The 14354-nt window shown below is 46.9% G+C and carries 14 protein-coding genes; 12 read left to right on the plus strand and 2 right to left on the minus strand.

The window, feature by feature from the left end:
• The first annotated feature begins 9 nt into the window (after positions 1-9).
• The 9 genes from OCV77_RS09800 (at position 10) to OCV77_RS09840 (ending at position 10226) form a co-directional block, all read left to right on the plus strand.
• Positions 10-795: a glycosyltransferase family A protein gene (locus OCV77_RS09800; protein ID WP_262574905.1), complete on the plus strand. Its 786-nt coding sequence runs from the start codon at positions 10-12 to the stop codon at positions 793-795.
• A complete protein-coding gene (locus OCV77_RS09805) occupies positions 792-1898 on the plus strand; it encodes an EpsG family protein (RefSeq protein WP_262574906.1) in 1107 nt (368 codons plus the stop codon). Before OCV77_RS09800 ends, OCV77_RS09805 begins: the two co-directional genes overlap by 4 nt.
• A gap of 47 nt (positions 1899-1945) precedes the next feature.
• Positions 1946-2743, plus strand: a complete 798-nt coding sequence (locus tag OCV77_RS09810; RefSeq protein ID WP_262574907.1) for a glycosyltransferase — start codon at positions 1946-1948, stop codon at positions 2741-2743.
• A gap of 20 nt (positions 2744-2763) precedes the next feature.
• Entirely contained in the window at positions 2764-4059 is a 1296-nt protein-coding gene (locus OCV77_RS09815; RefSeq protein ID WP_262574908.1) for a glycosyltransferase family 4 protein, read from the plus strand.
• On the plus strand, positions 4056-5258 hold the full coding sequence (locus tag OCV77_RS09820; RefSeq protein WP_262574909.1) for a glycosyltransferase family 4 protein: 1203 nt from the start codon (positions 4056-4058) through the stop codon (positions 5256-5258). Before OCV77_RS09815 ends, OCV77_RS09820 begins: the two co-directional genes overlap by 4 nt.
• Positions 5243-6235 (plus strand): glycosyltransferase family 2 protein, encoded by a 993-nt coding sequence (locus OCV77_RS09825; RefSeq protein WP_262574910.1) that lies wholly within the window; start codon positions 5243-5245, stop codon positions 6233-6235. Before OCV77_RS09820 ends, OCV77_RS09825 begins: the two co-directional genes overlap by 16 nt.
• Before the next feature lie 12 nt (positions 6236-6247).
• The gene (locus OCV77_RS09830; protein WP_262574911.1) at positions 6248-7888 is read left to right on the plus strand and encodes a glycosyltransferase family 39 protein; all 1641 of its coding nucleotides are present in this window, start codon (positions 6248-6250) and stop codon (positions 7886-7888) included.
• A 94-nt stretch (positions 7889-7982) separates the two neighbouring features.
• Positions 7983-8981, plus strand: a complete 999-nt coding sequence (pseB, locus tag OCV77_RS09835) for a UDP-N-acetylglucosamine 4,6-dehydratase (inverting) (RefSeq protein ID WP_262574912.1) — start codon at positions 7983-7985, stop codon at positions 8979-8981.
• A gap of 186 nt (positions 8982-9167) precedes the next feature.
• Positions 9168-10226, plus strand: a complete 1059-nt coding sequence (locus tag OCV77_RS09840) for a dipeptidase (protein ID WP_262574913.1) — start codon at positions 9168-9170, stop codon at positions 10224-10226.
• A 21-nt stretch (positions 10227-10247) separates the two neighbouring features.
• Here the strand turns inward: OCV77_RS09840 and OCV77_RS09845 are convergent, their stop codons facing one another.
• The gene (locus tag OCV77_RS09845) at positions 10248-10391 is read right to left on the minus strand and encodes a hypothetical protein (RefSeq protein ID WP_262574914.1); all 144 of its coding nucleotides are present in this window, start codon (positions 10389-10391) and stop codon (positions 10248-10250) included.
• Between the two features lie 263 nt (positions 10392-10654).
• Between OCV77_RS09845 and OCV77_RS09850 the strand changes: the two genes are divergently transcribed.
• Positions 10655-11881 carry a UDPGP type 1 family protein gene (locus tag OCV77_RS09850; protein ID WP_262574915.1) on the plus strand — a complete coding sequence of 409 codons (1227 nt, stop codon included), beginning with the start codon at positions 10655-10657 and terminating at the stop codon, positions 11879-11881.
• Between the two features lie 150 nt (positions 11882-12031).
• Positions 12032-13048: a UDP-glucose 4-epimerase GalE gene (gene galE, locus OCV77_RS09855; RefSeq protein WP_118798111.1), complete on the plus strand. Its 1017-nt coding sequence runs from the start codon at positions 12032-12034 to the stop codon at positions 13046-13048.
• A 56-nt stretch (positions 13049-13104) separates the two neighbouring features.
• Here the strand turns inward: galE and trhA are convergent, their stop codons facing one another.
• Positions 13105-13755 carry a PAQR family membrane homeostasis protein TrhA gene (gene trhA / locus OCV77_RS09860; RefSeq protein WP_118798026.1) on the minus strand — a complete coding sequence of 217 codons (651 nt, stop codon included), beginning with the start codon at positions 13753-13755 and terminating at the stop codon, positions 13105-13107.
• A 154-nt stretch (positions 13756-13909) separates the two neighbouring features.
• Between trhA and OCV77_RS09865 the strand changes: the two genes are divergently transcribed.
• Positions 13910-14176 (plus strand): hypothetical protein, encoded by a 267-nt coding sequence (locus OCV77_RS09865; RefSeq protein WP_262575011.1) that lies wholly within the window; start codon positions 13910-13912, stop codon positions 14174-14176.
• The last annotated feature ends 178 nt before the right edge of the window (positions 14177-14354 follow it).

Below are 14354 nucleotides of genomic sequence, written 5' to 3' on the forward strand. Positions count from 1 at the left end.
AGAACCAAAATGAAGCTGGAATTACTGGTATCAGCGGTGGAAAAGGATCCCCGCAGTCTGGCAGAGGCCATGAAAATAGCATCCGATGCGGTGATTGTGAACCAATGTGATCATCATGGCTATACTGCATGGAAAGAAAACGGAAGAGAGATCCGGTGTTTTTCCATGGAGGAGAGGGGTGTTGGTCTCAGCAGAAATACAGCTCTGCTGTTTGCAGAGGAGGATATTGTCCTTTTTTCAGACGAAGATATCAGGTTTGACGAAGGCTATGAGAAGAAGGTACTGGAGGCCTTTCTGAAGAATCCGGATGCGGATGTGATCACCTTTAATTTCCGGGTGGATGAGAGAAGGGCAACATATCATAATGCAGGAGAGCGGCGGATCCGCTGGTATAACTATGGCAGATATCCGACCTACAGCGTGGCAGCAAGGCTGTCTGCCCTGCGTAAAAGCAATGTAAGCTTTTCCCTCCTGTTTGGTGGTGGTGCCAGATACAGCAATGGGGAGGATAGTCTGTTTCTTCATGACTGTCTGAAGAAGAGACTGCATTTATATACATCAGCAGAAGAGCTTGGAGAGGAAGAATACAGGGAATCGACCTGGTTCAAGGGTTATAATGAGAAATTCTTTGTGGACAGAGGAGTGCTTTATCCCTTTTTATATGGAAAGCTGGCGAGGGTATTTGCCCTGCGCTTTCTTCTGGCACACAGACAGGAAATGTGCAGGCAGATTCCCCTGCCGGAAGCATACAGGCTTATGAAAAAGGGAATTTCGGAAGGAAAACAGCGAAGATGATATTATATATTCTGGTGGCAGTGCTGACTGTCCTTCTTGGGCTGACAGTACAAAAGGCAGAAAACGGAAGAAACAGTGGGATCACGAGGCAGCAGGCTCTGAATGCTGTCAGTCTGTTTTTTATGTTCCTCATCCTGTTTGCGGTAGCTGCCAGCCGGTTAAATGTGGGAAATGATTATGCCAAATATGTTGAGTTCATGCATCTGACCTACTGCAATGCCTATGTGCCCACAGAGGTTGGCTTTAATTTGCTTACTAAAGCAATTTACGGGATCAGCGGATTTGAAAACTATCTGCTGGTCTTTGCCATTTTTGCATTCTTTACGGTGCTTCTGTTTTTACAGGCTATTTACAGGCAGGCGGAAAGCTTTGGCTTTTCCTTTTTCCTGTTCATGGCATTTGGGTATTATTTTCAGAGCTTCAGTACAGTGCGGTATTACCTGGCACTGGCGGTTGCCCTGATCGCCATACCTTATCTTCTGGAAAAGGAATATGGAAGGTTTCTGGTGCTGATCCTGATCGGTGCTGCATTCCATAAGTCGGTGCTGGTGGTGCTGGTACTGTACCCTCTGGCGGTAAGGTGCTGGAAAAAATGGCAGCTTGCACTGGCTGGTGTATTCTGTCTCAGCTTTTTCTTTCTGCAGGACTTTTATCTGCGGGTTGTGGTATTTCTGTACCCGACGTATGAGGAGACGGAGTATCTGTCAGGGGGAACCAGTTATGTGAATATTGCAAGATGCTTTGGTATCCTGATCCTGTCACTGATCCTGTATAAGAAGGCAGTGAAGGGGAACCGGGTGATGAATTTCTGGTTCAACTGCAATCTGGGAGCACTTGTCATGTATGTGTGCTGTTCTTTTCTGCCGATCATATCGAGAATCGGCTATTACCTGACGATCACCCATATTTTCTTCCTGCCGGCACTGATCAGGCAGATTGAAAATGAAAAGTGGAGAAAGCTGCTGACAGCGGGAGCTGTGGCAGCAGGGATATTGTACTTTGCCCTGCTCATGATGCGGGCGGCAGATCCGGGATTCAGGATCCTGCCTTACCAGACCTTTTTCTTCCATGAAATGGTGCCGATCCTGTCGGATGTTAACTAGATAGCTGGCCGGTCAGCTGTCAGAAATGATATTACAAGGAGGAGCAGATGACTCCATTTTTTTCGATATTGGTTGTCTGTCTGAATGCAGGCAGCAAGCTGGAGCAGACAATAACAAGCATTCAGGCACAGGATTTTACAGATTATGAGATTATTGTGAAGGACGGAGGATCCACGGATGGATCGTTAGATTTCCTGAAAGGGCAGCTGCGGATCCTGCAGCAGAAGGACAGCGGCATTTATGATGCCATGAATCAGGCGGCAGAGGCAGCAAGAGGCAGGTATGTGTATTTCCTGAACTGCGGAGATTTTTTTGCAGAAAGGGATGTGCTTTCGAAAATACACAGCCTGATCCTGGAAAAACCGGCAAAGCATGGTATTTATTATGGAAATATCTTTGAACGGCTGACAGGGCAGTGCGTCCCGTCCAATCCTTCCATGGATGCATTTGGGTGCTACCGGAATGTACCCTGCCATCAGGCATGCTTTTATCAGAGGGAGCTGCTCCTTGAACATCCCTTTGACTCAGGGCTTACTGTGCGGGCGGATTATGAACAGTTTCTTGCCTGCTTCTTTGCAGGATACCGGGGAGAAAAGGTAACATTTACCTATGGAGAGATTCTGGTCTGTAACTATGAGGGCGGTGGATTTTCAGAAACCAGGGAAAACCGGAAACGTTCTGAGAGAGAGCACAGAATTGCCGCAGAGCGGTATATGTCAAAAGGACAGATCAGGAAGTACCGCTTTCTCCTGGCTGTTACGCTGGCGCCTCTCCGGACATGGATTTCCCATAACGAAAAGACAGCAGGAATTTACAATGCTATCAAGAAACGAATCTACAGATAACCGGAAAGAGGACAGAATATATGAGAAAAGTATTGTGGATCTGTAATATTATGCTTCCGGTCATTGCCAGAGAGTTTTCCCTGTCCTACAGCAACAGGGAGGGCTGGCTGTCCGGTATTTTTGAACGTGTGAAGGAGGGCGAAGCTCCTTTTACCCTTTCTGTCTGCTTTCCGGTGACGGAGGAGCAGAAGGAAGCGCTTCCGGCAGAAGTGCTTTCAGACGGTGTCAATGTACATGGGATCCGGTGCTTCGGCTTTCTGGAGGATCTGGCTCATCCGGAAACCTATGACAACAGTCTGGAAGAACGTTTCTGCCAGATCTTTGCAGCAGATAAGCCGGATATGATCCATATTTTCGGGACGGAATTTCCCCATACACTGGCAGCGGTCAGGGCTTTTGACAACCCGAAAAGAACGCTGATCGGCATCCAGGGGCTCTGCCATGAGATTGCCAGGGTTTACATGGCAGATCTGCCGGAAAAAGTACAGAACATGGTAACGCTCCGGGATTTTCTGCGGAGGGATTCACTGAAACAGCAGCAGGAAAAATTTATAAAGCGCGGGGAATATGAGATCGAAGCGATTGAAAAGACAGGCTATATTACGGGGCGTACAGCCTTTGACAGGCGGGGAACGTCCTATGTCAATGAAAGAGCGATCTATTATCGTATGAATGAAACCATGCGTGACAGCTTTTATGAAGGGGAATGGGACAGAAATGCGTGTGAGGAGCACAGTATTTTCCTGGGACAGGGAGATTATCCCTTAAAGGGGCTGCATTTTCTGTTAGAGGCGATGCCAAAGATCCTTGCCATGTATCCGGATACCAGGCTGTATGTGGCAGGAAACAGGATCACAGCACATCATACATTAAAAGAAAAAATCAAGCTGCCAGCTTACGGAAAGTATCTGCTTACCCTGATCCGAAGGTATCATCTGGAGGATAAAGTGATCTTTACAGGAAATCTGCCGGAACAGGAAATGAAAGAACGGTTTCTGAAAAGCCATGTATTTGTGTGCGCTTCTGTGCTTGAAAATTCGCCAAACACCGTAGGAGAGGCCATGCTTCTTGGGGTACCGGTGGCTGCATCATGGGCGGGGGGTATCCCGGATATGATCACAGATGGGCAGGAAGGACTTCTTTTTACCAAGGGGGATCCGGAAAAGCTGGCTGAGGCAGTTCTTCGTATCTTTGGTGATGAAGCGTTCTGTGCAAAGATCTCTGAAGCGGAGAAAAGAAGAGCCAGAATGGCGCACAATGGGGTATTGAACTACGAAAGACTGCTGGAAATTTATAAGGATATCTGCGAATCATGAAGCTGACTTTTTTATCCAATTATATCAATCATCATCAGATCCCCTTCTGTAATGCCTGCTATGACAGACTGAAGGAGGATTTCTGCTTTGTGCAGGCGCAGCCCATGGAGCAGGAGCGTCTTGCCATGGGATGGCATAATGAAGCGGACAGTCTCCCTTTTGTGAAATGTCTGTATGAAGAGGAGGCAGAATGCAGGGAAAGGATCCTTTCCTGTGATGTACTGCTGGCAGGATGGTCAGACCGGGAGGATCTGGTACAGGAGAGACTTGGGGGCGGAAAGCCTGTGATCCGGATCAGTGAACGGTTGTACCGGGAGGGGCAGTGGAAGGTTGTTTCCCCAAGGGGACTGATCCATAAATATAAAGAACATACCAGATACCGGAAGGGAAAGGCATACCTGCTCTGCGCAGGAGCCTATGTTCCTTCGGACTTCCATCTGATCGGGGCTTATCCGGACAAGATGTTCCGTTGGGGTTATTTTCCGGAGACAGTGCATTATACAGAAGAAGAGTGGGAGCAGCTAAAGCCTGCAGACGGGATCCTGCGGATCGTCTGGGCAGGACGTTTCATTCCCTTGAAGCATGCGGAGATGATGCCAAGGCTGGCTGCCTTTTTAAGGGAGCATCTGGAGGAGATCCGGAAAGAGGGCATCTATACAGATTTTGAGATCCATATGGCAGGAAGCGGGGAGATGGAAGAAAGCCTTAAGCGTGAGACGGAAGAGCTTGGCGTAGCGGACAGGATGATATTTCATGGATTTCTGCCGCCTGAGGAGATCCGGCATATCATGGAAAGATGCCAGATCCATGTATTTACCAGTAACCGGCTGGAAGGCTGGGGGGCTGTGGTAAATGAAGCCATGAACAGTGGCTGCGCAGAGGTGGCAAGTGCAGCTGCCGGGGCGGTGCCTTATCTGATCCGTCAGGGTGTGAATGGAATTGCTTATCCGGAGGATGATTTTATGCAGATGGCGCAGGCAGTCCTTTCACTTGCCTGTAATGACGGGAAGCGGAAGGAGATGGGCAGAAAAGCCATGGAGACGATCACGGGAGCGTGGAATGCGGAGCATGCAGCCGGGGAGCTTCTCCGTTTTTCAGAAGAGCTTCTGACAGGAGATCCGGAAGGGGCAGATGATGGACCTTTAAGCCCGGCGCCTGTGATTTCAGAAAGGAGGATGTATTCATGGATGTGCCAATAAAGATCAGTGTGATCGTACCTGTTTATAATGTGATGGCGTATCTGACAAGATGTGTGGACTCTATCAGGAAGCAGACGTACCGCAATCTGGAGATCCTCCTTGTGGATGATGGTTCCACGGATAACAGTGGGGCGCTCTGTGAGAAGTTCGCACTGGAGGATAAAAGGATCCGGGTTTTCCATAAGGAAAACGGAGGTTCTTCTTCAGCCAGAAATCTGGGGATCGAAAAAGCCACGGGTGATTTTATCGGATTCGTGGACAGTGACGATTATATAGAACCGGAAATGTATGAAAGGCTTCTTGCCATGCTGCTGGAGGAAAATCTTCTGGTGGCACAGTGCTCGCGGGATGAAATTGACGAGCAGGGAAACAGGATGCCGGATGTGTGTACGCCTCCGGAAGCTCAGGTGCTGGTAGAGAGTGAAGATTTTCTGCGTGAGCTTCTGATGCACCGGGGAGACTGCTCCTTCTGCACCAAGCTGATAGAGGCTTCACTCCTGAAGCAGCATCATTTTCCGGAAGGGGAGCTGAATGAGGATTTCAGGCTCCTTGTAGAGCTGCTTCCGGAAATCCCGGCGATTGGCATTCTGCCGGAGCAGGAGTATCATGTCTTTTACCGTTATGGCAGTAATACAAGGACAAGGGATAAGGAAGAATTCCCGAGGGTATTTACGGATATTGTCAATAATGCAGATCGTGTGGAAGCACTGGTAAAGGAACAATACCCGGGACTTACCGTGGAAGCGGAGCGGTTTGCCCTGATCCAGAGGCTTGATTATATGCTGCATATCCCGATCTCGCAGATGAAAAGGGATAATACATTTTATATGCAGGTATGCGGCTACCTGAAAAGCCACAGAAAAGAAATAAAAACAAATCCCTATCTGACAAAGAAGAACAGGCAGTATCTTCTTCTGCTTGCAGCAGCACCGGCGCTTGTGAGAAAGGTGCATGCAGGGATCAGGGGATTTCACTGATACAGGAGATTTATGGAGAAACAGAATATTTTGAAGGATGCAGAAAAAAGAAAAAGGCTTTTGTGGGGAGGAGCATTTCTCCTTCTGCTGCTTCTGCAGCTTCTTTTATTAATATATTATGGAAGCCGGAAATCCGGATTCCATGAGGATGAGTTTTATTCCTATTATTCCACCAATAAGACGGCTGGCCTGTTCGTGAATGACAGGGAGTGGATTGATAAGGACAGCTACCGTAACGAGTTTGTGGTGCTGCCGGGGGAGCAGTTCCGGTATGGCATCGTGAAGCAGATGCAGTCATGGGATGTGCATCCACCGCTGTACTATTATATCCTCCATACGGTATGCTCCCTGTTCCCGGGGGTGTTCAGTAAATGGCTTGGAATAGCAGTCAATCTGACTGCCTTTGTACCATGCTTTTTCCTACTGGCAGGGATTGTATATGAAATAGCAGGAAAGGGAGAAAAGGGAGTCAGGCTTGCCTTTCTGACCTGCCTTTTATGGGGCGGCAGTGCTGCTGTGATCTCAGGGGTAATGTTTATCCGGATGTACCAGTGGATGACACTGTTTGTACTGCTGTGTGCATGGCTTCATGTCAGGGCAGTGAGGAAACAGAAATTCGGACTGCCCTTTCTGATCCCTGTTGGGGTCACGGTATTTCTGGGATTTCTGACCCAGTATTTCTATATGGTATTTCATTTTTTCCTGGGTGCTGCATTTTGTGTATACCTGCTTTCACGAAAAAAGATCCGGGTGCTGTTATCCTATTGTGCAGCCTGTGTCCTGGCCTTCGGACTTGCTGTGCTGTATTATCCGGCAAGTATGTCCCATATTTTCCGGGGCTACCGGGGAACAGAGGCCATGGATGAGTTCGCCGATACCGGAAATACACTGGAAAGGCTGCAGTTCTTTACAGAGCTGTTTGACAAATATGAGGTGGCAGGCTGTCTTGCCGTGATCCTGCTGGTTATCTGCCTTCTCTGGGTGACGAGAAGCTGCCTTGGAAGAAGGGAAAAGCTGGTGGATCATCCGGCAGGCAGGAGGGTATCCGGCAGACTGCCTGTAGAGATCTGGCTGTTAGTATCTGCCTGTGCCGGATATTTCTTTATTGTGGCAAAGACAGCTCTTCTGCTTGGAGAAACCTCAAACCGGTATATGCTGCCGATTTATGGACTGCTTCTGTTTCTGCTCCTGTATTTTCTGACAGAACCTTTGAGCGGATTTCTTCCGGAAGGAAAAAAGACAGGCTGGATCCTGTTTTGTGTGCTTTGTGCAGGAGTACTTCTGATGAACGGGATTTCCCTGAAAGCAGGACGGGTATTTTTCCTTTATGAAGAAGAACGGGCTGCGATGGCATTTGTAAGGGAAAATAAGGATGTGCCGGTAATTGTATTTTATAACAGCGCTTCGGAGAGTAATGTCTGGAGGCTTTCGGATGAACTGATGGAGTATCCGGAGATTTATCTGGCAAGCGAAGATAATATGGATGAGCTGACAGATGAAACGCTGAATACCAGTGACAGGGTGCTTGCCTATGTGGCTGACCACGAAAGCGGAACGGCCTGTCTTGACAGGCTCCTTGAGAGCAATGCGAAGCTGACAGAGTACCGACTGATCGCAGAAAAGGGACTGTGGAAGCTGTATGAGCTGCGATGATTGCAGTTGCTGATAAGACGGATTTATGATAAACTGAAAAAAGTAATGGCTGAAAATGCCGGAAGAATGGAAATTGCTTCCACAGGAGGAAATTATGTTATTAGATGACAAGACAATACTGATTACCGGAGGAACCGGTTCCTTTGGTAAGTGCTTTACCAAATATGTGCTGACGCATTACAATCCGAAGAAGATCATCATTTATTCCAGAGATGAGTTCAAACAGTTTCTGATGCAGAATGAGATGAAGGAGTATGCAGATAAGCTTCGTTTCTTTATCGGGGATGTGAGAGACAAGGAACGTCTCCAGAGAGCTTTTGAGGATGTGGATTATGTGATCCATGCGGCTGCCTTAAAGCAGGTGCCGGCCTGTGAATACAATCCAAACGAAGCGATCAAGACCAACATCCATGGTGCACAGAATGTCATTGACGCAGCCCTTGACAGCAATGTAAAGAAGGTAGTTGCCCTTTCTACGGATAAGGCGGTAAACCCGGTAAACCTCTACGGCGGGACCAAGCTGGTATCTGATAAGCTGTTTATCGCAGCCAATGCCTATGCAGGCAAAAAGGACATCAATTTCTCTATCGTCCGTTATGGCAACGTAGCCGGAAGCCGTGGCTCCATTATTCCGTTCTTTAACAGCATCATCAAGAACGGCGGCAGGGAGCTTCCCATCACTGACTATCGTATGACGCGTTTCTGGATCAGCCTGACACAGGGCGTTGAGCTGGTGATCAAGGCACTTGAGGAGGCTACCGGTGGGGAGACCTTTATCAGTAAGATCCCTTCCTTTAAGATCACAGATCTTGCAAAGGCCATGCTGCCTGACTGTGAAATGCCGGAGGTTGGTATCAGACCCGGTGAAAAGCTCCATGAGATCATGGTAACGGTAGAAGATTCAGCAACAACCTATGAATATGACAAGCATTTTATCGTATATCCCCAGGTAACCTGGAATGATAAGCAGAAGATCAATATGAGCGGCAAAAAGGTGCCAGATGGCTTCTCCTACAGCTCAGGCAATAACAGTGAATGGCTCAGTGTAGAGCAGATCAGAGAGCTGTTAAAGACCGTAGATCTGGAGAAATAAACGGGATCTGAACAGCAGACAGAAGATGAGACAGTCTTTCCCTTTTGGGGAAGGCTGTTTTTTAGGCTGTGCGCCTGGCTTCGTACTTTAATGAGGAGAATCGTAGTGCCCTGCGTCGGACTGCATAAAAGCCGGTATCCGGAAATAAGATGAAACAGAAGAAAAGTGAAAAGGATTACATTGCATATGAAGGATATTCAGATAGAAGAAAAATACAGAAGACAGGCTGAAAAACTGCACCGTGAAAATCCGGCAGTGGATGCACACCTGGATCTGGCTGGAGAGGTGCTGATCAGAAGGCAGCTCGGGGAAAGAGATATTGTGAGACACCATTATCTGGATGACTGGAAACGGGGCGGCTTTTCCCTGATTGTTTCTTCTGTATTCGTGGAGAACAGGAATCTTTCAAATGGCTTTGAGAATGCGCTGCAGCAGATCGATGCCCTGAAAAAGGATCTGGCAGACCTGACAGAAGTCCGGCTTGTCAGCTGTGCAGAAAGCTTAAAGAAAGCGATTGCAGAAAAAAAGATCGCCATTCTACTTTATATGGAAGGACTGGAGGTGATCGGTGAGGATCCTGAGCTTCTGACGGAATTGAAAAAGCAGGGGATCTCGGGAGCCTCTCTTGTATGGAGCAGGAAAGGGGCATTTGCAAATGGATGCTGCAGAGCCACAGAACACCGGCAGGTAAGAGGTGGATTGACTACACATGGCAGGAATGCTGTCAGGAAGATGGAGGAGCTTTCCCTGTTTCTGGATGTCAGCCACCTGAATGACAAAGGCTTTGAAGATATTCAGGCGATCACGGAAAGACCCTTCATCGCCACCCATTCAAACAGCAGAAGTGTTTATGACAGCTACCGGAATCTGACTGATGAGCAGCTGCGGAAGCTGGCAGGGCAGGGAGGGATCGCCGGACTGAATGCCTGTAAATATATCACTGGTTCCCTTTCCGGTAACCATCTGGAAATGCTGTGCAGGCATGTACAGAAGGAGCTGGAGATCATGGGAGAGGAGCATATCGGCTATGGATTCGATCTTTGTGACTCCTACACCACCGCATCCTGCAGACAGCAGGGAAAGCAAAGCTCTGAAGCAGAGGATTGCCTGAAGGATCACGGTGATGCTGTCCTTCTGACCGCAGCGCTGCTGCAGCAGGGGATTTCACAAGAGACGGTCAGAAAGATCATGGGAGAGAATCTCCTGAATTATTTTTTGAAAATACTTCCTGAAACAGGACAGTGAAGACTGTCCTGAAAAACGCAGTTATTTGGTCAGCGGAATACCTTTCGCGAAACGTCTGTAGATCTTCCATCCAAGTACAACAGGAATGGAAACTGTCAGATAAAGAGTTGAAAAAATGCCGGCAACACCACCGATGATCATGATTAATAAAATTCCAATGTTCATAGCTTATACCTCTCTGTTTTTTTATAGATCACCTTTTACACATTGACATTCTAGCAGGAAAGAATCTCCAGATAAAAGAGAGGCAGGCTATTCTTAACGACAGTTTAACGGGTTATTAACGGAATCTTTACACAGGAAGGGATTCCAGTTCCTGCCAGAAAATGATGGAAAATAATGACAGAGTGGTTAATGGTTGCATAATGGGTGGATAGTCAGTATACTGTTGGTATATAACAAAATGTGTAAAATACAGGAGGTACGGAATGAATTATCAGGAAGCCCTTGCAAAACTGAAAAGCTATGGACAGGAGCATGTCCTTATGTATTATAACGAACTGACGAAAGAGCAGCAGGAGGCGCTTCTTACTCAGATTGACGAGACTGACTTTTCTATTCTGGTCAGTGGAAGGGAAGCAGCAACCGAGAATAAAAAGGGAGTGATCACCCCTTTGACAGCCATGCAGCTGCCGGAGATCGAAGCAAAGAAAGAAGAGTTCAGAGCCTGTGGTCTTCAGGTGATCAGGGAAGGAAAGGTCGGAGCGGTGCTTCTTGCGGGTGGCATGGGAACCAGGCTTGGCTCTGATGATCCCAAGGGAATGTACGATATTGGTATCACGAAAAAGGTATATATTTTCCAGAGGCTGATCGAGAACCTGATGGATGTGGTCAGGGTGGCGGAAAGCTGGATTCCGTTGTATATCATGACAAGTGAGAAGAATCATGAAGCAACCTGCCAGTTCCTTTATGATCATAATTATTTTGGCTATAACAGTGACTATGTGACATTTTTTAAACAGGAGATGGCACCTGCTTCCGATTATAACGGTAAGGTTTATATGGAAGAAAAGGGCAGGATCGCCACCTCTCCCAATGGAAATGGCGGATGGTATTCTTCCATGTACAAGTGGGGAATTGCACAGAAGGCGATCGCAGACGGTGTGGAATGGCTGAATGTTTTTTCTGTGGACAATGTCCTGCAGAGAATCGCGGATCCATGCTTTATCGGTGCTGTCCTTACCGCCGGGTGCAGTGTAGGAGCCAAGGTAGTTAAGAAGTGTGCACCAGATGAAAAGGTTGGGGTTATGTGTCTGGAAGATGGCAGACCATCTATCATAGAGTATTATGAGCTGACAGAGGAGCTGGCAGCAGCGAAGGATGAAAATGGGGATCCTGCATATTATTTTGGCGTTATCCTGAATTATCTGTTCCGTGTGTCAGATCTTGAAACCATCCGGGAAAAGAAGCTTCCGCTTCATGTAGTAGAAAAGAAGATCACCTGTCTGGATGAAAATGGGGAACAGGTGAAGCCGGAGAAGCCAAACGGCTATAAATATGAGCAACTTGTACTGGATATGATCCATGAGCTTGACAGCTGTCTTCCCTTTGAGGTAGACAGAAGGAAGGAATTTGCACCGATTAAAAATAAGACAGGCGTAGATTCCGTAGAGACCGCGAGAGAGCTGTGTAAAGAAAACGGTATTAAACTCTAGTTAACATTTTGACAGGTTTGAATAACATTACTGACTTGCCAGCTTTTAAGAAATTGAAGTACACTTTCTTTGAAACAGAGAGTGATCAGGAATCTTTCATACCTGAAAATACAGCGGGAATTTTCCGCCGGAAGAAAGGAAGTAACGAATATGACCATTTTAGTTACAGGTGGTGCCGGATATATTGGCAGCCATACAGTAGTAGAGCTTCAGAATGCAGGATATGATGTGGTAGTAGTGGACAATCTGGCAAATTCCAGTGAGAAGAGCCTTCAGAGAGTGGAAGCCATCACAGGAAAGAAGGTTCCTTTTTATAAAGCAGATATCCTTGACAGAGAGGCTATGAATGAGATTTTTGATAAAGAGAAGATAGACTGCTGTATTCATTTTGCGGGACTTAAGGCAGTTGGAGAATCCGTACAGAAGCCGTGGGAGTATTATGAAAATAATATTTCCGGTACTCTTACACTGGTAGATGTGATGAGAAAGCATGGTGTGAAGAACATTATCTTTTCCTCCTCTGCAACGGTATATGGTAATCCGGCAGTGATTCCGATCACAGAGGAATGCCCCAAGGGACAGTGCACCAACCCCTATGGCTGGACCAAGTCCATGCTGGAGCAGATCCTGACAGATATCCAGAAGGCAGATCCGGAATGGAATGTGATCCTGCTTCGTTATTTCAACCCGATCGGTGCACATAAGAGCGGTACCATGGGAGAAAATCCGAACGGTATTCCCAATAATCTGATGCCTTATATTACGCAGGTTGCTGTAGGCAAGCTGAAAGAGCTTGGAGTATTTGGCAATGACTATGATACCCCGGATGGGACAGGGGTTCGTGACTATATCCATGTAGTAGATCTGGCAAAAGGACATGTAAAAGCGCTGAAGAAGATCGAAGAGAAAACAGGACTTGAGATCTACAACCTGGGAACTGGTGTGGGCTACAGTGTTCTGGATATTGTGAAGAATTTTGAAGAGGCTACCGGTGTTAAGATCCCTTATGTGATCAAACCCCGCCGTGCCGGCGATATTGCTACCTGCTATTCTGATGCAAGCAAGGCGAAGAGAGAGCTTGGCTGGGAAGCAGAATATGGGATTAAGGATATGTGTGCAGATTCCTGGAGATGGCAGAAGAACAATCCAAACGGATATGACGATTAAAGTAATATAAGCATAAAAGGAGGCAGATGCGTATGGCATCTGCCTCCTTGCGTCATTTACGCTACATAATGGTACATAAAGATAAAGTGACAGAGACTCCCGCCCATGACAAAAAGATGGAAGATCTCATGGGATCCGAAGAAGGTGTGTCTGCTGTTAAACAGTGGGAGCTTCAGCGCGTAGATCACACCGCCTATTGTATAAATGATCCCGCCTGCCAGAAGCCAGAGAAAAGCATTGTGGGGCAATGTGTTCCATAAAGGACCAAACACGAAAACACAGACCCAGCCCATGGCAATATATATAATAGAAGAAAACCATTTGGGACAGGTGACCCAGCAGGCTTTTAACAGCATGCCCACAATGGCAATCCCCCATACTACGGCAAAAAGTGTGTAGCCCATCCTTCCGCCAAGGACAATCAGACAGACCGGTGTGTAGGATCCGGCGATCAGCACAAAGATCATCATATGGTCTACCTTCCGGAAAATACGGAGCGCCCGGCCTCCGATATTCAGAGAGTGATAGGTGGCGCTGGCACCGTAAAGAAGAACCATGCTGAGTATGAATATTGTCATGGCCGGCAGCATATTGGCTGTATCGGATAAAGCGGATTTCACGAGAAGAGGTGCTGCTGCGAAAACAGTCAGCATCATTGCGATAAAGTGGGTAATGGCACTTCCTGGTTCACGAATAGTTATCTGCATAATTGATACCTCCTTGACACAATAAGTAGTAATCAAAACTACATATGATATACATGAATACTACAACATATTATGAGATATGTCAACAGAATTATTCTTTACTTGCCTTGGAAAATCCGATATACTGAAATTCATTGAAAACGGAGGTGGCAGTATGTTCCGGATGTGGGGAAAAATATGGAAGGACAATCATCTTCTGAGGGATATTGTCATTGAAAATAATAAGGAAGACACCAGGACACATAAGGTGTTTGAAGCACTGGATGAGATCTGTTATGCTTTTGATCTTGGCAAACCGATCTGGCTGGATTCCTGTGTGGCAGATTTCAGAAAGCACTCCAGGGCAAGGTTTACGCAGGACAGCTTTATCGAACAGATTGATTTTGATTATCTGGAGATCCAGATGATAGAAGAAGATTAACAGGAATAAAAATCTATTTTGCTCATATATATAAAAGTGCGGGAATTAACGGAATGTACATTGCTGACAAACTGTGTTAAAATAGAATTGCCGGGTGACAGCAGGGGGCTGCAGAAACCTGACAGAAAACAGAAGGAATGCAGGGGGCAGAAGCAGGACGGGAAATCCCGTTAAAAAT

This window comes from Suilimivivens aceti, assembly GCF_025567405.1.
Taxonomy (GTDB): domain Bacteria; phylum Bacillota; class Clostridia; order Lachnospirales; family Lachnospiraceae; genus Suilimivivens; species Suilimivivens aceti.

Bases quoted from the DNA above. Each gene is read 5' to 3' on its own strand.
- OCV77_RS09810 (WP_262574907.1), top strand. From the start codon at position 1,946: ATGACTCCATTTTTTTCGATATTGGTTGTCTGTCTGAATGCAGGCAGC.
- OCV77_RS09865 (WP_262575011.1), top strand. From the start codon at position 13,910: ATGTTCCGGATGTGGGGAAAAATATGGAAGGACAATCATCTTCTGAGG.
- OCV77_RS09845 (WP_262574914.1), bottom strand. From the start codon at position 10,391: ATGAACATTGGAATTTTATTAATCATGATCATCGGTGGTGTTGCCGGC.
- OCV77_RS09850 (WP_262574915.1), top strand. From the start codon at position 10,655: ATGAATTATCAGGAAGCCCTTGCAAAACTGAAAAGCTATGGACAGGAG.
- galE (WP_118798111.1), top strand. From the start codon at position 12,032: ATGACCATTTTAGTTACAGGTGGTGCCGGATATATTGGCAGCCATACA.
- OCV77_RS09800 (WP_262574905.1), top strand. From the start codon at position 10: ATGAAGCTGGAATTACTGGTATCAGCGGTGGAAAAGGATCCCCGCAGT.
- OCV77_RS09825 (WP_262574910.1), top strand. From the start codon at position 5,243: ATGGATGTGCCAATAAAGATCAGTGTGATCGTACCTGTTTATAATGTG.
- pseB (WP_262574912.1), top strand. From the start codon at position 7,983: ATGTTATTAGATGACAAGACAATACTGATTACCGGAGGAACCGGTTCC.
- OCV77_RS09815 (WP_262574908.1), top strand. From the start codon at position 2,764: ATGAGAAAAGTATTGTGGATCTGTAATATTATGCTTCCGGTCATTGCC.
- OCV77_RS09820 (WP_262574909.1), top strand. From the start codon at position 4,056: ATGAAGCTGACTTTTTTATCCAATTATATCAATCATCATCAGATCCCC.
- trhA (WP_118798026.1), bottom strand. From the start codon at position 13,755: ATGCAGATAACTATTCGTGAACCAGGAAGTGCCATTACCCACTTTATC.
- OCV77_RS09830 (WP_262574911.1), top strand. From the start codon at position 6,248: ATGGAGAAACAGAATATTTTGAAGGATGCAGAAAAAAGAAAAAGGCTT.
- OCV77_RS09805 (WP_262574906.1), top strand. From the start codon at position 792: ATGATATTATATATTCTGGTGGCAGTGCTGACTGTCCTTCTTGGGCTG.
- OCV77_RS09840 (WP_262574913.1), top strand. From the start codon at position 9,168: ATGAAGGATATTCAGATAGAAGAAAAATACAGAAGACAGGCTGAAAAA.